This window comes from Paracoccus sp. AK26, from assembly GCF_011801365.1.
Classification (GTDB): Bacteria; Pseudomonadota; Alphaproteobacteria; order Rhodobacterales; family Rhodobacteraceae; genus Paracoccus; species Paracoccus aerius.
The window spans coordinates 582567-604927 of the sequence record NZ_CP041041.1 but is presented as its reverse complement, the minus strand read 5'-3'; the positions used below and the strand labels follow the sequence as shown (position 1 = coordinate 604927).

The 22361-nt window shown below is 65.5% G+C and carries 18 protein-coding genes; 10 read left to right on the top strand and 8 right to left on the bottom strand.

Annotation, left to right across the window (positions count from 1 at the left end; all coding sequences use genetic code 11):
- Positions 1-8 precede the first annotated feature (8 nt).
- From FIU66_RS02940 to FIU66_RS02905, 8 genes are all read left to right on the top strand, one after another.
- Positions 9-1703: a peptide ABC transporter substrate-binding protein gene (locus FIU66_RS02940; RefSeq protein WP_370528939.1), complete on the top strand. Its 1695-nt coding sequence runs from the start codon at positions 9-11 to the stop codon at positions 1701-1703.
- A 22-nt stretch (positions 1704-1725) separates the two neighbouring features.
- Positions 1726-2733, top strand: coding sequence for an ABC transporter permease (locus FIU66_RS02935; RefSeq protein WP_167621316.1), 1008 nt, complete (start codon positions 1726-1728; stop codon positions 2731-2733).
- Positions 2726-3721, top strand: coding sequence for an ABC transporter permease (locus FIU66_RS02930; protein WP_167621315.1), 996 nt, complete (start codon positions 2726-2728; stop codon positions 3719-3721). Before FIU66_RS02935 ends, FIU66_RS02930 begins: the two co-directional genes overlap by 8 nt.
- Before the next feature lie 71 nt (positions 3722-3792).
- Positions 3793-6171, top strand: coding sequence for an ATP-dependent helicase (locus FIU66_RS02925; protein ID WP_167623367.1), 2379 nt, complete (start codon positions 3793-3795; stop codon positions 6169-6171).
- Positions 6172-6247: 76 nt separating this feature from the next.
- Positions 6248-6529: a hypothetical protein gene (locus FIU66_RS02920; RefSeq protein WP_167621314.1), complete on the top strand. Its 282-nt coding sequence runs from the start codon at positions 6248-6250 to the stop codon at positions 6527-6529.
- A gap of 12 nt (positions 6530-6541) precedes the next feature.
- On the top strand, positions 6542-7108 hold the full coding sequence (locus FIU66_RS02915) for a DUF1523 family protein (protein WP_167621313.1): 567 nt from the start codon (positions 6542-6544) through the stop codon (positions 7106-7108).
- Entirely contained in the window at positions 7105-8046 is a 942-nt protein-coding gene (deoC, locus tag FIU66_RS02910; protein WP_167621312.1) for a deoxyribose-phosphate aldolase, read from the top strand. Before FIU66_RS02915 ends, deoC begins: the two co-directional genes overlap by 4 nt.
- Before the next feature lie 7 nt (positions 8047-8053).
- Positions 8054-10387 (top strand): aldehyde dehydrogenase family protein, encoded by a 2334-nt coding sequence (locus FIU66_RS02905; protein ID WP_167621311.1) that lies wholly within the window; start codon positions 8054-8056, stop codon positions 10385-10387.
- Here FIU66_RS02905 and folE2 read toward each other — a convergent pair.
- The 6 genes from folE2 to FIU66_RS02875 form a co-directional block, all read right to left on the bottom strand.
- Positions 10384-11412, bottom strand: a complete 1029-nt coding sequence (gene folE2, locus FIU66_RS02900) for a GTP cyclohydrolase FolE2 (RefSeq protein ID WP_201281112.1) — start codon at positions 11410-11412, stop codon at positions 10384-10386. The genes FIU66_RS02905 and folE2 overlap by 4 nt on opposite strands.
- 37 nt (positions 11413-11449) lie before the next feature.
- Positions 11450-12637: an O-succinylhomoserine sulfhydrylase gene (gene metZ / locus FIU66_RS02895; RefSeq protein ID WP_167621309.1), complete on the bottom strand. Its 1188-nt coding sequence runs from the start codon at positions 12635-12637 to the stop codon at positions 11450-11452.
- A 613-nt stretch (positions 12638-13250) separates the two neighbouring features.
- Complete coding sequence (locus FIU66_RS02890) at positions 13251-14576, bottom strand: sigma-54 dependent transcriptional regulator (RefSeq protein ID WP_167621308.1); 1326 nt, start codon at positions 14574-14576, stop codon at positions 13251-13253.
- A gap of 22 nt (positions 14577-14598) precedes the next feature.
- On the bottom strand, positions 14599-16284 hold the full coding sequence (locus FIU66_RS02885) for an ATP-binding protein (RefSeq protein WP_167623366.1): 1686 nt from the start codon (positions 16282-16284) through the stop codon (positions 14599-14601).
- Positions 16285-16452: 168 nt separating this feature from the next.
- Positions 16453-17121, bottom strand: a complete 669-nt coding sequence (gene purQ, locus FIU66_RS02880) for a phosphoribosylformylglycinamidine synthase subunit PurQ (protein ID WP_167621307.1) — start codon at positions 17119-17121, stop codon at positions 16453-16455.
- 206 nt (positions 17122-17327) lie between these two features.
- The gene (locus tag FIU66_RS02875; RefSeq protein ID WP_167621306.1) at positions 17328-18539 is read right to left on the bottom strand and encodes an NADP-dependent isocitrate dehydrogenase; all 1212 of its coding nucleotides are present in this window, start codon (positions 18537-18539) and stop codon (positions 17328-17330) included.
- 235 nt (positions 18540-18774) lie between these two features.
- Here FIU66_RS02875 and FIU66_RS02870 point away from each other — a divergent pair, with 235 nt between their 5' ends.
- On the top strand, positions 18775-19920 hold the full coding sequence (locus FIU66_RS02870; RefSeq protein ID WP_167621305.1) for a Hint domain-containing protein: 1146 nt from the start codon (positions 18775-18777) through the stop codon (positions 19918-19920).
- Here the strand turns inward: FIU66_RS02870 and FIU66_RS02865 are convergent, their stop codons facing one another.
- Positions 19921-21048 (bottom strand): HD domain-containing protein, encoded by a 1128-nt coding sequence (locus tag FIU66_RS02865; protein WP_167621304.1) that lies wholly within the window; start codon positions 21046-21048, stop codon positions 19921-19923.
- A 3-nt stretch (positions 21049-21051) separates the two neighbouring features.
- Entirely contained in the window at positions 21052-21714 is a 663-nt protein-coding gene (locus FIU66_RS02860) for an alpha/beta hydrolase (protein ID WP_167621303.1), read from the bottom strand.
- A 164-nt stretch (positions 21715-21878) separates the two neighbouring features.
- Here FIU66_RS02860 and FIU66_RS02855 point away from each other — a divergent pair, with 164 nt between their 5' ends.
- Positions 21879-22337 carry an Rrf2 family transcriptional regulator gene (locus tag FIU66_RS02855; RefSeq protein ID WP_167621302.1) on the top strand — a complete coding sequence of 153 codons (459 nt, stop codon included), beginning with the start codon at positions 21879-21881 and terminating at the stop codon, positions 22335-22337.
- Positions 22338-22361 lie beyond the last annotated feature (24 nt).

Here is a 22361-nt window from a genome sequence, read left to right as displayed (position 1 = left end):
GACAAAGGTTGCATGTGAAGAAAGCTCTGGTCTCGGCCCTGGCGCTGATGATGGCCTCGCCTGCCGTTGCGGAACGCGGCAGCGACGGCGAATTGCGGGTGCTGTACTGGCAGGCCGCGTCGGTTCTCAATCCCTACCTGTCCACCGGGGCCAAGGACGTGGATCCCGCCTCCATGATCCTGGAACCGCTTGCGCTTGTCGGCAATGACGGCGCGTTGATCCCGGTCCTGGCGGCCGAAATCCCCTCGATCGAGAACGGCGGCATCTCGGAGGACTTCACCACCGTCACCTGGCGCTTGAAGCCCGGCGTGACCTGGTCCGACGGCACGCCGCTGACGGCCGCCGACGTGGCCTTCACCGCAGACTATTGCATGGCGCCCGATTTCGGCTGCGCCGTCCTGGCGGAATTCGAAGGCATCAAGACCGTCGAGGCCGTGGACGACCGCACCGTCCGCATCCATTACAGCGCGCCCAAGTATCCCCCGCTGCAGGCCTTCGTGGGTGGACGCACGCCCATCCTGCAAAAGGCCCAGTTCGAGCCATGCCTGGGCGAGGCGGGGGCAAGCTGCACCCAGCAGAACTTCGGTCCCATCGGCACCGGTCCCTTCCGCGTCACCAGCTTCGAGCCGGGCAATGTCTCGACCTTCGAGGCCAATCCCCATTACCGCGACCCGGCCAAGCCCGCCTTCGCCACCGTCACCATCAAGGGCGGCGGTGACGCGATGGCTGCCGCCCGCGCGGTGCTGGAAACGGGCGAGTTCGACTTTGCCTGGAACCTGCAACTGGCTCCCGACGTGGTGGCCCCGATGGAGGCCGCGGGCAAGGGCAAGTTGGTCGGATCCTTCGGCAGCATGGTCGAGCGGATCGAGTTGAACCAGACCGACCCCTCGCCCGCCTTGGGCAAGGAAAGGTCCACGCTGGCCCATCCCCATCCCTTCCTGACCGATCCGGCAGTGCGCCGCGCGCTGTCGATGGCCATTGACCGGCCAATCCTGGCGGAACTGGCATATGGACCCGCGGGCAAGCCCACCTGCACCATCGTCCCGGTCCCCCTGGACTTCACCTCGGGCCGGGACGATTGCCTGAAGCAGGACATCCAGGGCGCGAACAGGCTGCTGGACGAAGCGGGTTGGCTGCCCGGCCCCGACGGGGTGCGCCAGAAGGACGGCGTGCCGCTGCGGCTGGTGTTCCAGACGACGGTGAACGCGGTGCGTCAGGACGTGCAGTCGCTGGTCAAGCAGTGGTGGTCCGAAATCGGCGTGGCGACCGACCTCAAGACGATCGACGGCACGGTCTTCTTCGGCGGCGATGCCGGCAACCCGGATTCGCGCGCGCGTTTTCTGGCCGATGCGCAGATGTTCACCGATGCCTTCTATCTGCCCGATCCTTCGTCATTCCTGGAAGAATTCGTCTGCAGCCGCGTTCCGAATGATGAAAACCAATGGCAGGGCAACAATTCCGTGCGCTTCTGCGACCCTGACTTCGACGCCAGCATGGCGGCGCTGAACCAGACCGGCGCCGCGCGCGAGCGGCACCGGATCGCCAAGGAGATGACGGACATGCTGACCGCCGACGGCCATGTGGTCCTGCCCCTGATCCATCGCGGCATGATCGGCGCCCATGCCAATTCGCTGGCCGGCATCCTGCCCAACGGGTGGGAGGGCAGCCTTTGGAACATCGCCGATTGGAGCCGCGCCGAATGACGCGCCCTGCTGGAGGCTATCGATGCTGACATTCACCATCCGCCGCCTGCTGCTGGCGATCCCGACGCTTCTGTTCATCTCGCTGGTGATCTTCCTGCTGCTCGAGGCATCGCCGGGCGATCCGCTGGGCGACGTGCCCCTGACCGTCCCCCCCGAGGTGAAGGAACGGATGCGCGAGGCGCTTGGCCTGGGATCGCCCTGGTACGTGCGCTATGTCCTGTGGCTGAAGCAGTTCTTCTGGGTCGAGCCGCTGTATTGGTTCGACCATGTCTTCGGCACGCAGTTCAGCGCCGGGATGCAGCGGATCATCAGCTTCCAGTCGCGCAGCCCGGTCTTCGACGTCATCGCGCAGCGCGTGCCGCAGACCCTGACGGTGGTGGGCTTTTCCTACCTGGTGGGCATCCTGATCGCGATCCCGATCGGCATCATCTCGGCCTACAAGCAGTATTCGTGGTTCGACCAGCTTGGCACCTTCGTGTCGATGATCGGCTTTTCCATGCCGACCTTCTTCACCGGCGTGGTGCTGATCATCATCTTCGGGGTGAAGCTGCAATGGTTCCCGTCGGTCTATGACACCACGCTGGAGGTGCGCGACTGGAACAGCTTCTGGGCGCAGGTCCGGCAGATGATCATGCCGGTGACGGTGCTGGCCTTGTATAACGCGGCGCAGATCAGCCGCTTCATGCGCGCATCCATGCTGGACAACCTGGGCCAGGATTACGTCCGCACCGCCCGCGCCAAGGGATTGTCTGAAAAGACCGTGGTGCTGAAGCACGTGCTGCGCAACAGCCTGATCCCGGTCATCACCGTGATCGCGCTTGGCCTGCCCGCCGTCTTCGGCGGCGCGATCATCACCGAGCAGGTCTTCAAGGTGAACGGGCTGGGCCAGTTGCTGATCACCGCGATCCACGGCAACGACATCCCCATGGTGCTGACGCTGACCTTCATCTTCGCGATCCTGATCGTGCTGTTCACCCTGATTGCCGACATCCTCTACGGCATTCTCGACCCGAGGATCCGCTATGACTGAGACCCGACGCCAGCACGACCTGTCCGTGACCGAAACCGTTGAGGCCAGTTCCGTCGCGGCGGGCATCACCCCCGGCCTGCCCCCGGACGACCCCCTGCACGCCGGGGGCGAGACCCGCAGCCAGTGGCGCGACGTCTGGCGCCAGTTCCGCAGCCATCGCGGCGCGATGGTGGCCCTTGTGCTGTTCGTCTCGACCATCCTGTTCGTGCTGGTGGGGCCATATCTCTGGACCATCGACCCGACCTATGTGGATATCCGCGCCCGCAATTCGGGCTTCAGCGTCGCCCATCCCCTGGGCACCGACCAGTTGGGCCGGGACATGCTGGCGCGGCTGATGGCGGGGGGGCGTGTCTCCATCGCCGTGGGCCTGACGGCCATGATCATCGCGATCACGCTGGGCAGCCTGATAGGCCTTGTGTCGGGCTATTTCCGGCGCATGGACGCGCCCTTGATGCGCCTGACGGAGCTGTTCCTGGCCCTGCCGCTGCTGCCCCTGCTGCTGCTGATGGTCACGCTGTTCCGCGAGCCGCTGTCGCAATCCTTCGGCCCGGCCATGGGCACCTTCATCCTGATCGTGTCGGCCATCGGCGCGACAAGCTGGATGCAGGCGGCGCGCATCGTGCGGGGCGACGTGCTGGGCCTGAAGGAACGCGAGTTCATCCTGGCCGCGAAATCCATCGGCACCCCCGCGCACCGCATGATCCTGCGCCACGTGCTGCCGAACGTCCTGTCGCCGATCATGGTGGCCGCGACCCTGGGCATCGCGACGGCGATCATCACGGAAAGCGCGCTGTCCTTCCTGGGCCTGGGCTTCCCGCCCGATTTCCCGACATGGGGGCGCCTGCTTTACGACGCTGTGGACCAGATGGTGATGTATCCGTGGCGGGTGATCCTGCCGGGGCTGTTCATATCGCTGACGGTTCTCTGCGTGAACTATATCGGCGACGGGCTGCGCGACGCGATGGACCCGCGCATCCGCGGACGGTAATTCCACCTGAGATGCGAACAAAGGCGGAACATGGGCTTTCCATGTTCCGCAGACCCGCCTATGCTGGCGGGATGGAGCTTTTGGACGATTCCGATGACATGGGCGGCGTGCCGCTGTCGCAACGCGCGATGGCCGCGCGCCCTGCCCCCTATCTGGACGGGCTGAACGCCGCGCAGCGCGCCGCCGTGGAAACCCTGGACGGCCCGGTGCTGATGCTGGCGGGCGCGGGCACCGGCAAGACCCGCGCGCTGACCACGCGGATCGCGCATCTGCTGATGCTGGGCAAGGCGCGGCCGGGCCAGATCCTGGCGGTGACCTTCACCAACAAGGCCGCGCGGGAAATGAAGAACCGCATCGCCCGCCTGCTGGGCGAGACAGTCGAGGGGATGCCCTGGCTGGGCACCTTCCATTCCATTAGCGTCAAGATCCTGCGCCGCCATGCCGAACTGGTCGGCAATGGCGAACTGCACCTGAAACCTTCCTTCACCATCCTGGATACCGACGACCAGATCCGGCTGCTCAAGCAGCTGATCCAGGCCGAGAACCTGGACGAGAAACGCTGGCCCGCCCGCCAGTTGGCCCATCTGATCGACGGCTGGAAGAACCGCTGCCTGACCCCCGCCAACCTGCCCAGGGGCGAGGGCACGGGTTTCGACGGCTGGGGCGGCAAGCTGTACCAAGCCTATCAGAACCGCCTGCTGGCGCTGAACGCGGTCGATTTCGGCGATTTGCTGATGCATTGCGTGACGCTGTTCCAGGCGCATCCGGATGTGCTGCGGTCCTGGCAGGACCGCTTCCGCTATATCCTGGTGGACGAATACCAGGACACAAACGTCGCGCAGTACATGTGGCTGCGGCTGCTGGCCCAGGCGCATCGCAACATCTGCTGCGTGGGCGACGACGACCAGTCGATCTATGGCTGGCGCGGGGCCGAGGTCGGCAACATCCTGCGCTTCGAGAAGGATTTCCCCGGCGCTCAGGTGATCCGACTGGAACAGAACTATCGCTCGACCCCGCAGATCCTGGCCGCCGCTTCGGGCCTGATCGCCGCCAACCAGGGCCGCCTGGGCAAGACCCTGTGGACCGAGGCCGAGGGCGGCGAACCCGTGCGCCTGATCGGCCATTGGGACAGCGAGGCCGAGGCCCGCTGGATCGGCGAGGAGATCGAGGCCTTCCATGGCGGCCATCGCGCCAGCGTCGGCCGCACCAGCCTGAACGACATTGCCATCCTTGTCCGCGCGTCCCACCAGATGCGCGCCTTCGAGGACCGCTTCATGTCGATCGGCCTGCCCTATCGCGTGATCGGCGGCCCGCGCTTTTACGAACGGCAGGAAATCCGCGACGCCATGGCCTATTTCCGGCTGGTGGTCAGCCCCGCCGACGACCTGGCCTTCGAACGCATCGCCAACACGCCGAAGCGCGGCCTTGGCGAAAAGGGCCTGCAGGCCATCCAGCACATGGCGCGGGCGCGCGGGCTGTCGCTGCTGGACGGCACGGTCGCGGCGCTGACGGCGGGCGACCTGTCGGGCAAGGCCGCCGCCCAGATGCGCCAGTTCACCGAGGCCCTGGGCCGCTGGCATGCCGACGCCCTGGACGACCGTGTCAACCATGTCGAACTGGCCGAGCGGATCCTGGACGAATCCGGCTATACCGCCATGTGGCAGAACGACAAGTCGCCCGACGCGCCGGGGCGGCTCGACAACCTCAAGGAACTGGTAAAGGCGCTCGAGGAGTTCGAGAACCTGCAAGGCTTCCTGGAACACGTGGCCCTTGTCATGGACCGGGACGAGGGCGAGGCAGCCGAACAGGTCAGCATCATGACCCTGCACGCCGCCAAGGGGCTGGAATTCCCCATCGTCTTCCTGCCGGGGTGGGAGGACGGCTTGTTCCCCAGCCAGCGCGCCATGGACGAGAACGGCACCAAGGGTCTGGAGGAGGAACGCCGCCTGGCCTATGTCGGCATCACGCGGGCAGAACGGCTGGCGACGATCAGCTTCGCGGGCAACCGGCGCCTTTACGGGCAATGGCAAAGCAGCATGCCCTCGCGCTTTGTCGATGAGCTGCCGCCCGAACATGTCGAGGTGCTGACCCCGCCCGGCCTTTACGGCGGCGGCTATGGCGCGGCGATGGCGTTCGCTGCGGGCGGTCCGGTCAACGCGCTGCACGAACGCGCGGCCAAGGCCGATGTCTACAACTCTCCGGGTTGGAAGCGGATGCAGTCCCGCGCTTCCGAACGCAAGGCACCTGTCCACCGCGCCCCCATCATCATCGACGCCGAGCCTGCGTCGAAGTTCACCGTGGGCGACCGCGTGATCCATGCCAAGTTCGGCGAGGGCACGGTGATGGGCATCGCCGAGGATACGCTGACCGTCCAGTTCCCGGCGGGCTTCAAGAACATCAAGGCGGCCTATGTCCAACCCGCGGGCGGGGATGATGACGTGCCGTTCTAGGGCCCGGGCGTTCTGACGGCTGGTCCCCTGCCCGGCGCGGTGCTAGCCTGCGGGCCGAACCATTCGGGACCGTTCCTTGGCCGCCTTTATCCGCCTGATCCTGTTCCTGCTGATCGCCGAGGCGCTGTTCTATCTGCTTCTGCGGGTCTATCTGCGGTCGCTGCGCCGCGAGCGGCTGGAAGAGACATGGGACCAGCGCCATCCCTCCCTGCCGGGGAACACCCCCGCCCGGCGAGAGTTCGTTCGAAGGTCCATGATCGGGTTCGACAAGACGCTGAAATCGCGGCTGTTGCTTCTGGTCTTCGTTCTGCCCAATCTGGCGGTCATGGGCATCATCTATTGGGTCAACTGGCAGTAAGGACCGCTTTCCATGCATTACCTCAAGGTCGCGGTCGGCGTGCTGTTCGGCATCGCGGTGTTCCTGTTCCTGGACTATGCGCTGCCGTCCAAGAACACGGTGCGCATCACCAATACCTATAACCGCCTGACCTCGGTTACGCCGTCGAACGCGATCTTCTATGCCTCGGACAATACCGGCACGGTCGAGAATGCCCAGGGACAGCGTGACGTGCGCTTCATCGAAACGGTGCGCCCCAACGGCAAGGTCTTCGTGTATCGGAACGAGGATACCGGCTGGATCTGGCCGCCCTATTTCAAATACGACAGCGCCAACCTGCAGGCCGAGGCGACAAACCTGCAATCGGGCCGCGACAATCCGCAATGGGTCAGCGTGACCGCCTATGGCTGGCGGATGGCGTTCCTGTCCACCTATCCCAACGCGGTCAGCATCGACACGCTGGCCGGGCCGGACGAACGCCCGCGAAACTGGGCGGCAAGCATCGTCTGCATCGTGCTGCTGGCACTGCTGGCGCTGTTCTGGCGGATGTGGGCGCAGTTCCAGGAACGCGGCCTGTCCGGCTGGCGGAGGAAGCCATGACCCGCAACCCCGGCACCGCGCTGCGCACCGACGGCTTCGCCGACATCCGCATCAACACCCCGGCCGTCGAACGCCGCGCGGCCAGCCTGCCCGCCCGGCGCAGCCTGAAGAAGGATCACCAGGCGGCCTGGCTGCTGAACGCCGTGCGCTGCATCGACCTGACGACGCTGGCGGGCGACGACACGCCCGACCGCGTGGCGCGGCTTTGCGCCAAGGCGCGACAGCCCATCGCGTCCGAACTGCTTGACGCGATGGGCGTCACCGGCCTGACCACGGGCGCAGTTTGCGTTTATCCCACCATGGTTGCGCCCGCCAAGCGCGCCCTTGGCAATTCCGGCATCCCGGTCGCCAGCGTCGCCACCGGCTTTCCGGCGGGCCTGATGCCGCTGAACCTGCGGCTGGCGGAAATCCTTTATGCGGTCGAACATGGCGCGGACGAGATCGACATCGTCATCACCCGCGCCCATGTCCTGCGCGGCGAGTGGTCGGCGCTGTATGACGAACTGCGCGCCATGCGCGAGGCCTGCGGCGAAGCCAGGATGAAGGCGATCCTGGCCACCGGAGATCTCAAGTCGCTGGAGAATGTCGCCCGCGCCAGCCATGTGGCGATGCAGGCGGGGGCGGACTGGATCAAGACCTCGACGGGCAAGGAAGGGGTGAACGCCACCCTGCCCGTCAGCCTGGTGATGTGCCGCGCGATCCGCGATTATCGCGACCAGACCGGCCATGTCGTGGGCTTCAAGCCGGCGGGCGGACTGCGCACCGCCAAGGATGCGCTGAACTGGCAAGTGCTGATGGCCGAGGAACTGGACCGCGACTGGCTGCGCCCCGACCTTTTCCGCATCGGCGCATCCAGCCTTCTGGGCGATATCGAACGCCAGATCAGCCACCATGTGACGGGCCGCTATGCCGCCGGTTACCGCCAAGCGATTGCCTGAGGACCGCATGACCAGCGTGAGCGAATTGATGAAAACGATGGAATACGGCCCCTCGGTCGAGGACAGCGCCGCCGTGCGCGACTGGCTGGCGCGGCGCTGCGCATTCGGCCATTTCATCGGCGGCAGCTTCACCAAACCGGGCCAGTTGTTCGACAGCCGCGACCCGGCGACTGGCGAGGTTCTGGCGCAGGTGTCGCAGGGGACAATTGATGACGTGGCGGCGGCGGTGGCGGCGGCGCGGCAGGCGCAGCCCGGCTGGGCGGCGCTGACGGGCACGCAGCGGGCGCGATATCTTTATGCGCTGGCCCGGCATATCCAGAAACGCGAGCGCTTCCTGTCGGTGCTCGAGACGCTGGACAACGGCAAGCCGATCCGGGAATCGCGCGACATCGACGTGCCGCTGGTCGCACGGCACTTCTATCACCATGCCGGTTGGGCGGAACTGCGCGACAGCGCCTTTCCGGGGCATCAGCCGATTGGCGTCTGCGGCCAGATCATCCCCTGGAACTTTCCGCTGCTGATGCTGGCCTGGAAGATCGCACCCGCGCTTGCGGCGGGCAATACGGTCGTGCTGAAGCCGGCCGAATACACGCCGCTGACCGCGCTGGCATTCGCCGAGATCTGCCAGGAAATCGGCCTGCCCGCTGGCGTTGTCAACATCGTCACCGGGGACGGAGAAACAGGCGCGGCGCTTGTCGCGGCGGATGTGGACAAGATCGCCTTCACCGGATCCACCGAGGTGGGACGCGCGATTGCAAACCAGTTGGCGGGAAGGGCCACGCGCCTGACGCTGGAACTGGGCGGCAAGTCGCCCTTTGTGGTGATGCCCGACGCCGACCTGGACGGGGCGGTCGATGGCGTAGTGGATTCCATCTGGTTCAATGGCGGCCAAGTCTGCTGCGCCGGGTCGCGCATCCTGGTGGCCGAGGCCGTGGCGGAACGGTTCGAAACCCTGCTGGCCGCCCGTATGTCCCGCCTGCGGGTCGGGCCGCCGCTGGACAAGTCCACCGATGTGGGCGCCATCGTGGATCCGGTGCAAAAGGACCGCATCCTTTCGATTTGCCGCGCGGCGACCGATGCAGGCGCAGAACTGGTTGGTGGCGCGGCGCAGGAGGGCTGCTTCATCGCGCCGGGCTATCTGCGCAACATCACCCCCGCCAATCCGGGGTTCGAGCAGGAAATCTTCGGCCCCATCGCCACGCTGTCCACCTTCCGCACGGCGGATGAGGCGGTCGAGTTGGCGAATAACACGCGCTACGGGCTTGCGGCCTCGATCTGGTCGGAAAGCGCGGCGGTGGCGACGGATATTGCCGCCAGGGTGAAGGCGGGCGTCGTCTGGATCAACTGCGCCAACCTGTTCGACGCGGCTGCGCCCTTTGGCGGCTATCGCGAAAGCGGCTTTGGCCGCGAAGGCGGGCGCATGGGGATGCTGGACTATCTGGCGGACGCGCCGGTCGACGCGGTGGACGAACCAGCCGCCGCAGCGCCTGTCGCCGCCACCACCGGCAGCGGCAGCGGCCAGCCGGCCGATCTGGACCGAACGGCCAAGCTCTACATCGGCGGCGCGCAGAAGCGGCCCGATGGCGGGGCAAGCTATGCCGTGCCGGGCGGCCTTGCGCCGCTGGGCGGCCGCAAGGACATCCGCAACGCGGTCGAGGCTGCCGCCAAGGCCGGGAAATGGGCGGCCATGGGCAGCCATGCCCGCGCGCAGGTCCTGTACTACATCGCCGAGAACCTGTCGGCCCGCGCGGATGAATTCGCCGCCCGCACCAGCCGGGCCGAGGTCGAGGCCGCCATCGCCCGCGCCTTCCATTATGCCGCCTGGGCCGACAAGTTCGACGGCGCGAATGTGCAGGCCAAGCCGGGCCACCTGCTGAACGTGGTCAACGAACCCTTTGGCGTGATGGGCATCGCCTGCCCCAATGCCCAGCCGCTGGCCGCGTTCATGTCGCTGGTCATGCCCGCCATCGCCATGGGCAACCGCGTCGTCGCCATCGCCGCGCAGGACGATCCGCTGCCGGTGCTGGACCTGTATCAGGTCTTCGACACGTCCGACCTGCCGGGGGGCGTGGTCAACATCGTGACCGGCCCGCGCGACGATCTGGCCCGCGTGCTGGCCGCGCATGACGAGGTCGCGGCGATGTGGATGGTGGGCGGCGATCTGGCGGCGGTGGAAAAGGCTGCGGGCGGCAATCTCAAGCCCGTCTGGGCGCCAGCGCATCGCGAGTGGACCGGCCCGCAGGCGCAAGGCGAGGTCTTCCTGCGCCATGCCACGCAGGCCAAGACGATCTGGCTGCCCTATGGCGCCCTGCCCGAAGGCACCGGGTCTGCGGCCTATTAGGCCCGCAGGCCCGCGAAGGTCATCGGGTCCAACGATGCCTGGGCAAAGGTCGGCCCGCTGGTCATCAGGCTGACCGCGTCATGCGAATGCAGCGATTCCTGGTGGCTGGCAACCACCCGGAAATCGCCAAAGCGCGGATCGGCCTGCAATTGCTGGGCAAAGGCGCGCACCGCATCCTCGACAAAGATCGGGTTCGAGGCGTTGAGTTCGGCGAAGGCCTGTTCATCCTCGCGCTTGACCATCACCTGCGTTTCCGTGGGGACGGCGCGGCGGCAGAGTTCCACCATGTCCTCGAACCAGATTTTCTCCGGCCCGACCATTACTGCCGAGATCCGGGCGATGGACCGCTGCGAATGGGGCGTCGCCAGCCGCGACCGGGTCTCGCGCGCGTGTTCCGACAGTTCCAGCGAACAGGGGCAGGTCGAGGAATAGACATAGTCGAAATGCATGATCCGCAGCCGCTGGCCGTGGAAGTCCAGGATCTCCATCGCGATATCGTAATACTGCCAGCCGGACAGCCCCGACCGCAGCGAGTCCACCCGGATCGGATAGGAGAACTTCATCTGGATGCGGGCATCATAGGCATCCAAGTCGGCCTGATAATCATCAAGCGCGGCCTCCAGCACCTTGAGGCTGAAGGCATGTTCGGAATGGGCGTAAAAGGACCGCATGATCCGGGACATGTTGATGCCCTTGCGGTCGGCTTCCAGGCTGACCGTGCCCGTCACGCTGGTCTCCAGCGTCAGTTCGCCGCCGTCGCGCGTCTGGTAGCGGATCGGCAGCCGGAAATTGGAAATGCCGACATGCTGGATCGGCGCGCGCGCGCCGACGATCAGGCTGGCAGGGCCGTTCTGCAGGTCGGGCAGCCCTGCCTTGTACGAGTCATCCACCCGGAACCCCGCGTCATAGCTGCGCACAAGGGCCGGATAGGCGGGAATCATTGGGCGGGCTTCGGTCATGCTGGCATCCTTGTGGCCGGATCGCGGCACAATATGGGGGGTCAGGGCCGGAATCCAAAGCGATATTCCGGCATGTCGGGCCGCCGGGGCGGCCCAGCCCCGGTCAGCCGTTCAGGGCCTGGTGCAGGTCGTCGATCAGGTCGGCGGAATGTTCCAGCCCGATGGACAGGCGCAGCAGGCCCGGCGTGATGCCTAGATAGGCGCGGTCATCCTCGGACAGGCGCTGGTGGGTGGTCGTCGCCGGATGCGTCACGATCGACTTCGCATCGCCGAGGTTGTTCGAGATGCTGATGATTCCCAGCCGGTTCAGGCAGGCAAAGGCCGCCTCCTTGCCGCCCGCTACTTCGAAAGCGATCATGGTGCCACCCGATCCCATCTGACGCATCGCCAGGTCATGCTGGGGATGATCGGCCAGCCCCGGATAGATCACGCGCGACAGGGCCGGATGGCCCTGCAGCGCCTGTCCCACGGTCAAGGCGGTGTCGGCCTGGGCGCGCACGCGCAGGTCCATCGTGGTCAGCCCGTTCAGCATGATCCAACTGTGGAAGGGACTGATCGCGCCGCCGGTATGCTTTAGGTAAGGCTCGGCCACCTCGCGGACGAACTGGCGGGTGCCGCAGATCACGCCGGCAAGCGCGCGGCCGCCCCCGTCGATATGCTTGGTCGCGGAATAGACGACCACGTCGGCCCCCAGTTCCGCCGCACGGGAAAAGACCGGGGTGGCGAAGACGTTGTCGGCCACGACCAAGGCGCCGACCTCATGCGCCAGGCGAGCCACGGCCTCGATATCGATCACCTCCAGTGTCGGGTTCGACATGGTCTCGAAGAAGGCGGCCCTGGTGCCGGGGCGCAGGGCCGCGCGCCACTGGTCCAGATCGGTGCCGTCGACATAGGTCACCTCGACCCCGAAGCAGGCCAGCAGATCCAGCACGTAAAGGCAGGATCCGAACAAGGCACGGGCTGCCACGACATGATCGCCGGGCTTGCACATGGAAAACAGCGCCCCATTGACCGCCGCCATGCCGCTGGCCGTGGCGAATGCGTCCTCGGTCCCCTCCAAGGCGGCGATGCGATCCTCGAACATCCGGCTGGTGGGGTTGCCATAGCGGGCATAGATGAATTCGTCCGGGCCTGTGCCCTTGAAGCGTGCCTCGGCCTGTTCGGCGCTGTCATATACGAAACCCTGGGTCAGGAAGATCGCCTCGGCCATCTCGCCATACTGGCTGCGGCGGATGCCGTGATGGACGGCCTGCGTGCGCGGGTGACGTGGCTTGGCGGAACTGTCGCTCATGAAGGGCCCCTGTGCTGACGCCAGCGGGTTAGCGCCCCCGGCCCGGCCACGCAAGGGCCGAGCCCCGCCTCTGGCCGGACAAAGCCGCCTGCCCCCATGCCAAAGGGCTGAAATTAACCAGGAATAGCCTTGGCCGGGCCGTTTCCCGTAACGATTTCATGACATTGCATGATTGTCTGCATGAATTGCCCAAATGGACAGGTTGAGGGTCAAGTGACGCGAAAGTAAGTTGAGCAGGCAGTCAGGATATTGGACTGCGCAGGAAAGGATCGGCCTCTTGGCCGGGTCGTGGTCGTGATGTTGGAATATCTGAAGGAATATCCCGATATCCTGCATCGCCGATCCGTCGAACCTGACCTTTCCACCCGTCCTTCCATCCGAAGGGCGGCTTTGACAGAGCGGGACGGCAAGTCCGATTTTGTGTGTGGCGGCGCATCTGCTGGGGGACCGGTGACGGAACCCATGGAAGATTGCACGTGTGTTTGAGGTAGAGGCTTGCTGACCTGACCGGTCATCCTGTCGATCGGTCGATTGGGCTGTGTATTTGGTAATGTTCTTTGTAAAAGCCCGGCACGATACATTGGGGGGCGGAGAAATCCGCCCCCTGTGACATTCACAGATAATCGCCCCGCTGCAGGCCATACTTGGCCATCTTCTCGTTCAGGGTGCGGCGCGGCAGGCACAATTCTTCCATCACCCCGCTGATGCTGCCCTTGTGGCGGCGCATGGTGTTGTCGATCAGCATCTTTTCGAAGCTTTCGACATATTCCTTGAGCGGCTTGCCCTCGGTCGTGGTGGCCTGCTGATTGTCTTCCCCGTCCGCCATCAGAAGCGACGCGATGGATCCCGATCCCCGCCGGTTCTGCAGCACTGCGCGTTCGGCCACGTTGATCAGTTGGCGGATGTTGCCGGGCCAGGGCGCCTGCAACAACTGGGCTGCTTCCTGTGCGCTGACCTGCGGCGGCTCGCAGCCGTATTCTTCGGAGAACTGTTCGGTCATGCGGGTGAACAGCGACAGGATATCCTCGCCCCGCGCGCGCAGCGGCGGCAGGGTGATCTTCAGCGCGGACAAGCGATAGAACAGGTCGGGACGCAGCGAATCCTCGGCCTTGCGGCCTTCGCCGCGGGCATTGGAGATGGCGATGATGCGGGTTTCCGCGGGCGTGCCCCCGTCGCTGATGAAGGCCAGAAGCCGCGCTTGCAGCGGTTCCGACAGCGCCTCGATATCTTCGAGGCACAGGGTGCCGCCGCGTGCTTCCTCGACGGCGGGGATGCCGTCCTCGACCGGGCCGAACAGGCGGGCCGACAGCGCCTCGTCACTGTAGGCGGCACAGGACACCGGCACGAACTTGCGCGCGGCACGGGGCCCCACGGCGTGCAGCGCATGGGCCACCAGCGTCTTGCCGGTGCCGGTCTCGCCGTCGATCAGCACGTGGCCGTCCGCCTGGCCCAGATCCAGGATATCCTCGCGCAGGCGCTCCATCACCGGGCTGGTGCCGATCAGCTTGGACATCACCTGCTGGCCTTCCGACAGGTCGCGGCGCAGGGCGCGGTTGTCCAGCGTCATGCGCCGCATCTGCGTGGCCTTCTTGGCCAGCGTCGTCATCTTGTCGGGGTTGAAGGGCTTCTCCATGAAGTCCATCGCCCCGATCCGCATTGCCTCGACGGCCATGGGCACGTCGCCATGACCGGTGATCAGGATCACCGGCAGGCCCGAATCCAGGCCCATCAGGCGCTTCAGGAAGGCGATGCCATCCATGCCGGGCATCCGGATGTCGGATACCACGATCCCGGGCCAGTCGGCCCCGATGACCTTCAGCGCGTCTTCTGCACTGGGATAGGTTTCAGTTTCAAACCCGGACAGGACCAACCACTGGCTGATCGATTCCCGCATGTCGGGTTCGTCGTCGACAATCGCAATCTTCAATTTGCGGGACATAGGGACTTCCTCTCTCGAACAGTCATTCGGCGGCCAGGGCTTGCGGATCCTGCCTTGGCTTCTGCAAGGGCAGTTCCACCGCGAACACGGCGCCTTCATCTTCGTTATGGGCGGTCAGGCGGCCGCCGAAATCGGCGACGATGCTGGACGAGATGGCAAGACCCAAGCCCGTCCCCTCGCCTGGTTTCTTCGTGGTCCAGAACGGCTCGAACAGCTTTTCCAGATCCAGGATGCCGGGACCGTTGTCGCGCACCAGCACATAGGCATGGGCGCCGGTTTCCACGGTGATCTCGATCCGGGCGTCGCGCTTGTCGCGCACCGCATCGACGGCGTTGCGCAGCAGGTTGATGATGACCTGTTCCAGCCGTATCCGGTCGGCCATGACCGTCACCGGGCGGCGCGGCAGGTTGCGGGTCACGCGGATCGTGCGGCCCCGCAACTGCGGCTCCATCATGGTCAGGGCGCTGCTGACGGCGGCGCGCAGGTCAACGGGCTCGACCGCCTCGCCGCCCTTGCGGGCATAGGATTTCAGTTGCCGGGTGATCGCGCCCATGCGTTCGATCAGGTCGTCGATCCGCTGGAAGCTGGACAAGGCTTCCTCGGACCGGCCGCGTTGCAGCAGCAGGCGCGCGCCCGCCAGATAGGTCTTCATCGCGGCCAGGGGCTGGTTCAGCTCGTGGCTGACGCCCGCCGACATCTCGCCCAGGGCCGCCAGCTTGGATGACTGCTGCACGGTCTGTTCCGCGACCCGCAGTTCCTTCTGCATCCGCTCCCGCTCCGCGATCTCGCGCGTCAGGCGCATGTTCAGCGCCCGCAGATCCGCAGATTCGCGCATATAGGCGACCGACTGGCTGCGCGCCCGGCGCGACAGCACGTAGAACGTCCCCGCCAGCAGGATCGCGAAGCCCATGATCTCAAGCGCGAGGACCGCGTTCACCTGTTCCCGGACCGAGGCATAGGTGGTGAAGCTGATCATCCGCCAGCCGCGGAAGGGGATCCGCGCCTCGGCCTGCATGACGGCGCGGCCCTGGACATAGGCGTCGATCGGCAGCGCGGTCCAGTCGGCGGTGACCTGGAAGGCCCGCTGGATGGCCGAGGGGGCGTCGCGCACCGCCAGGGCCTCGGGCATGGTCAGGCCGCGCCATCGCGGCTCGGTCGCAAGGATGATGTTGCCTTCGCTGTCGGTGACGGCCACCGCGTCCGATATCCCCGCCCAGGATCGTTCCAGCCGGCTGAGGTCGGCCCCCACCACGATCACCCCCAGCGTCTTGCCATCAGCCACAACCGCGCGGGAATAGGTGAACTCATAGGCCCCGCCGCCCTGGTTGGCGACGGTGAAGACGGTATCGCGCGACCGCAGCGCCTCGACATAGAAGGGCGACAGGACGTTGTTCGTGCCCAACTGATAGCGGTCGGTGGACCCCACGGTGCGCCCCGACGCATCCAGAAGCCGGATCGACGCCGCGCCGATTTCCTTTTGCGCGGCGATCAGCCGGGCCGAGGTGGTCGAGAAGTCGTTGCTGTTCAGCGACCCGATCAAGGCCGGGTCGCGCGCCAGCAGCAGGGGCACCACCGCGGTCCGCTGCAACTCCGACAGGAGGTTCCCGGTGTACAGCGCCAGCCGCAGTTCGGACCGGACGCGGGTGTTTTCCGAAAACCGCGTCGTCAGCCAGGCATTGGTCGTCCAGATCGAGACGATCGCCAGCATGAAGATCAGCGCCACGGCAATGCGCAGCCACCACGGGTTGCCGGGTTGGGACAGCCGCGGCCGCACACGCTCTGACGCGCTGACGCTGTCCTTGTCCTCGATCACCTGTGAAGCCCGGTCCTGTTGCACAACTGCCGCACTCTAGGCGCAGAAGCCGCCATGCTCAAGTCAGGCGTTGACAACCCCGTCCACGACCGAGCAGAACAGCGCCGCCCCGTCGGTGCCGCCCAAGGCCGGATCGGCCGCCCGTTCTGGATGGGGCATCATGCCCAAAACGCGACGGTTTTCCGACAGGATGCCGGCGATGTCCCCGACCGAGCCGTTGATCGCAGGGCCATAGGTAAAGGCGATGCGGTCCCCATCCTGCAGCCGCGCCAGCCCGTCGGGGGTGATCTGGTAGTTGCCGTCATGATGGGCGACCGGGATGCCGATCTGCTGGCCCTTGCGGTAGCCTGCGGTGAAGGCGCTGTCGGTGGTCAGGACATTCAGCGTGGCGGGCTTGCAAATGAAGGTCAGCGCGCTGTTGCGCATCAGCGCGCCGGGCAGCAGGCCCAGTTCGGTCAGCACCTGGAAGCCGTTGCAGATCCCCAGAAGATAGCCGCCCCGTTCCGCATGACGCCGCAGTGCCGCCGCGATGGGCGAATGCGCGGCAATCGCGCCGCAGCGCAGGTAGTCGCCAAAGGAAAAGCCGCCGGGAACGCCGACCAGGTCGGTGCCTTCCGGCAGATCCTGGTCCTTGTGCCAGACCCGCGTCACCTGCGCCCCCGCATTCTGAAGGGCCACGGCCAGGTCGCGGTCGCAATTCGATCCGGGAAAGGTGATGACGGCGGCTTTCATGGGGCTGCTCCTGCTGGGATCACGCGTCCCATAGCCCAGCTTGGGTCTCGAAGAAAGGGGGCGCCGCCCCCATCGCGCGTGCCGCGCGATCCCCCCGGGATTTTTGCGTACAGAAGACGGGCAGCCGCCCTCTTCCGTGTCAGAATATCCTCGGCGGAGGCAAGAAGGGCCGGGCGAATGCCCGGCCCCGTTCCTGTGGCGACGCCTTAGTTCAGCGCCTTGTTCAGGTATTCGTCCACCTTTTCCAGGTAGCCCATGGTGGTCAGCCATTTCTGGTCCGGCCCGACCAGCAGCGCCAGGTCCTTGGTCATGTGGCCATCCTCGACCGCCTGCACGGTGACCTTTTCCAGCGTCTGGGCAAAGTTCAGCAGCGCCGCGTTGTCGTCGAGTTTCGCGCGGTGCTTCAGACCACCCGTCCAGGCAAAGATCGACGCAATCGAGTTGGTCGAGGTCTGGTTGCCCTTCTGGTGTTCGCGGTAATGGCGCGTCACGGTGCCATGGGCCGCCTCTGCCTCGACAGTCTTTCCATCGGGCGTCATCAGCACGCTGGTCATCAGCCCCAGCGAGCCAAAGCCCTGCGCCACGGTGTCGGACTGCACGTCGCCGTCATAGTTCTTGCAGGCCCAGACATAGCCGCCCGACCATTTCAGGTTCGATGCCACCATGTCGTCGATCAGGCGATGCTCATAGGTGATGCCAGCCTTCTTGAACTGGTCTGCGAACTCGGCGTCGAACACTTCCTGGAAGATGTCCTTGAAGCGGCCGTCATAGGCTTTCAGGATGGTGTTCTTGGTGGACAGGTAAACCGGGAAGCCGCGCTGCAATCCATAGTTCATCGAGGCACGGGCGAAATCGCGGATCGAATCGTCCAAGTTGTACATGGCCATCGCCACGCCGGAGGACGGGGCCTGGAAGACCTCGTGCTCGATCGTCTCGCCGTCCTCGCCCACGAACTTGATGGTCAGCTTGCCCTTGCCCGGGAAGCGGAAATCGGTGGCCTTGTACTGGTCGCCGAAGGCGTGGCGGCCGACGATTACGGGCTTGGTCCAGTGCGGCACCAGGCGCGGGACGTTCTGGCAGATGATCGGTTCACGGAAGATCACGCCGCCCAGGATGTTGCGGATCGTACCGTTGGGCGATTTCCACATCTTCTTGAGGCCGAACTCCTCGACGCGCTGTTCGTCGGGGGTGATGGTCGCGCATTTCACGCCCACGCCGTACTGCTTGATGGCGTTGGCGGCGTCAATGGTGACCTGGTCTTCGGTGCGGTCGCGTTCCTCGATGCCCAGGTCGTAGTATTTCAGATCCACGTCCAGATAGGGCAGGATCAGCTTCTGCTTGATGAAGTCCCAGATGATCCGGGTCATCTCGTCGCCGTCAAGCTCGACGACGGGGTTGGCTACCTTGATCTTCGACATGGGCATTCCCTTTGGCGTTGGATTCGGCTGCCGCTATAGCCGGGAAACGCCGGAAAGGAAAGAATGTATGCAGCGGTATGCAATCGTGCCGGGGGCATAAGCTCACTGTTGCAGAATCATTACAGGGGGATGATCTGCCGCAATTTTTAGAAAGATCCGATAGAAAACCCGGATGATTTTTCAACCTGGGGATGATATCCGGAACCGGTAGTAGTTACGAGTATCGGGTGTTTTCATGGCGTTAGTCACTTGGATGTGGCTGGGCAATCATGCGCAGGTCAATGCAACCAACGGCACGCCGTCGACCGAGATCGAGGCTGACCGTCTCGCCGGATACGGCGCCGTTGGGACCGCGCAGATCAAGGCGGTCACGCTGAAGGGCGATACCCGCACGATCACCGTCGACGGAAAGCGGGTCGAGGCTTTCGCGACAACCTATAACGACGACAGCATGGGCCGGGATGTCACCGATTCCCGCATGACCTACGAAGCCCCGTCGTCGGGCAAGGCCGTCACCACCACGATCACCGGCTTCCTGTCGGTCCGCTACCAGTTGACCTTTCCGGACGGCGGAACGTCGAAGCAGGACGGCGTGCTGATCCAGATGAAGAACGGCGACATGTTCTTTCGCCCGTCAAAGGATGCCCTGCCCCAATGGGACGGGATCGATGCTCTGCGCGGGGTCAAGATCATGTCGGCGGCTCCGATGGACCGCAACACCTATGTCGCGACGATCTCGTTCCGGCCGACGATCTTCGATCTTCCGATCAACTGCTTCACCATCGGCACGCTGATCGATACCGCCGAGGGCGAGCGCCGGGTCGAGGATATTCGTGTCGGCGATCTGGTCCAGACGCGGGACAACGGGCTTCAACCCGTCCGCTGGACAGGATGCCGCCATGTCCCGGCTGCCGAGATCGGGGCAAATCCCGCGCTTGCCCCAGTCCGCATCGCCCGTGGCGCGCTTGGGCCGGACCTGCCCCGGCAGGATCTTCTGGTGTCCCAGCAGCACCGGATCCTTGTGCGCTCGGCCATTGCCACGCGGATGTTTGGCGCGCAGGAATTGCTGGTTGCCGCCAAGCACCTGACCGAGGTCGAGGGCATCGACATCCTGCCCGATACCGCCGGCGTCACCTATGTCCACCTGATGTTCGGCGCGCACGAGATCCTGACCTCGAACGGCGCCCAATCCGAATCACTGTATCCGGGTCCGCAGGCCCTGCTGGCCTTGGGCGAGGCCGCGAACGAGATCTTCACGCTGTTCCCGGAATTGCGGGACGGCGTCGCGGATTTTCCGGGCGCACGGCCTTTCGTGGCAGGGAAGAAGGCGCGGCAACTGGCTTCTCGCCATGCGGCCAACCGAAAGCCGCTGGCTGGCTGATCAGGACAGAAACTCTTGCACCCGGGGGCGCAGCCATTGCCACAGGGCGGGCGCGCCCTGGGCGATCTTGCCGCCCACGCGCGATTCGATGTCGGCAAAGGTCACGCCGTAATCGACCCAGCCGATGCCCCCCGAACGCAGGTTCTGCATGACCGGCTGGCACCGGTCCAGCGACTTGGCGAAGATGGCGTCGGGGGTCGCGGCGGCTTCGAATTCCTGCCACAGCGACAGAAAGTCCCGCGCCTGGTCTTCCGGCAGCAGGCCGAAGATGCGGCGTGCGGCCCGGGCCTCGGCCGCCTGGATTTCGGCCGATCCATGCGCCTGGCCCGCTGCCGAATGCAACGGCACGTCGCCCACGTCGACCTCGACCAGGTCATGCAGCAGAAGCATCCGGATCACCCGCCCCGCATCGACACCCGGCCCGGCGAGACCGGCGAAGACCAGGGCGTAGAGGGCCAGGTGCCAGCTATGCTCGGCGCTGTTTTCGCGTCGCGAGCCATCGACCAGAAGGTTCGCGCGAAGGACGGTCTTCAGGCGGTCGGCCTCGGCCAGAAAGGCCAGGCGCCGGGTCAGGTCATTCCCAGCGGGCGGCAAACCTGCCATGGCAGCCTCGGCCCAGGCCAGGGCCTCGGGCCATTCGGCGGCAAGGCGCGCGGCACGTCCGCCGTGCAGATTGTCGCGGACGATGGCCACGTGATCGGCCAAGGGCTCCGGCGCCAGAAGCACCTGGAACAGCGGCTGGCTGTGGTCCATCCGCTTGGCCATGACGGCATCGGGCGTCCGGCCCGCCTCGAATTCGCGCCAAAGGGCGATCAGCGCGTCCCTGTCGGGCGACAGGCCGAAGATGCGTTCGGCCGCCCCCGCCTCGGCCAGGGCCAGGGCGGCGGCGTCATGGGCCAGGTGGATGGGCTGGTCGCCCGTGTCGATTTCCACCAGATCATGCAGCAGCAGCATCGCGATCGCGCGGTCTGATGCGCCGAACACCATGGCCTGCAAGGCGACATGCCAACTGTGTTCGGCGCTGTTCTCGGGCCGCGACAGGTCCATCAGCACATTCGCCCGATCCACCGACTTCAGCCGGTCGGCTCCGACCAGGAAATCGAAATGGCGGGCGATCCTGTCCCGCATGGCCTAGCGGCTGGTTTCGGTCAAGCGGCGGCGGACATAGGTCTGCACAAGGTCGATCATCGGCTTCATGTGCTGCTCGTCGTCGCGGAAGAAGTGATCCGCGCCTTCGATTTCCTCATGCGTGATCGTGATGCCCTTCTGTTCGCGCAGCTTGCTGACAAGGGTGTGCGTGTCCTTGGGCGGCGCGACGCGGTCGGCGGTGCCGTTCACGATCAGCCCCGAGGACGGGCAAGGCGCCAGGAAGCTGAAGTCATACATGTTGGCGGGCGGGGCCACGCTGATGAAGCCGGTGATTTCCGGGCGGCGCATCAGAAGCTGCATCCCGATCCAGGCGCCGAAGCTGAAGCCCGCGACCCAGCAATGCTTGCTGTTGGGGTTCATCGCCTGCAGGTAATCCAGCGCCGAGGCGGCGTCCGACAGCTCGCCGATGCCCTGGTCGAATTCGCCCTGGCTGCGCCCCACGCCGCGGAAGTTGAACCGCATCACGGTGAAGCCCAGCTTGTGGAAGGCGTAATGCAGGTTATAGACGACGCGGTTGTTCATCGTCCCGCCATATTGCGGGTGCGGATGCAGGACGATGGCAAGGGGGGCGTCGGGCTTGCCCGGCTGGGGATGATAGCGGCCCTCAAGCCGCCCTTCGGGACCGGGGAAAATCAGCTCTGGCATCGTCTTCCTTCGACATGACGGTGGTTTCTTGACGCATCTGCGTGGCGCTCTTAGACCGCTATCTGGGATGCCGGTCGGGAATGCGCAAGAAACGCGCAATGGCGGCATAGCGCGCCAGTGCGCGCGTCGTCAATCCGACCCGGCTGCAAGAGGGGAGCCAGCAGATGAAACTGTCCACGAAGGGGCGCTATGCGATCATCGCGCTTGTCGACCTGGCCACGGCCAAGGGCGACGACCTGACCTCGCTGGCCGAGATTTCGGGCCGCCAGGACATCTCGCTGCCCTATCTGGAGCAGCTTTTCGTCCGGCTGCGCCGCGCGGGGCTGGTGGCGTCCGTCCGCGGACCGGGCGGCGGCTACCGCCTGGCCCGCGCGCCCGAGACGATCCGCATCGCCGAGATCCTGGAAGCCGTGGACGAGACCGTCAGCGCCATGCATATCGGCGCGGGCGCGTCGGGCGGGGTGTCGGGATCGCGGGCGCAGACCCTGTCGAACCGGCTGTGGGAAAGCCTGTCGGCGCATGTCTATGTCTTCCTGCACAACCATTCGCTGGCCGATGTGGCGAAGAACCAGTTGCTGCCCTGCCCCGCCCTGCCGCGCATCCTCAGCGTCGTCGACGACTGAGAAACGAAAAACGCGGCCCCTTTC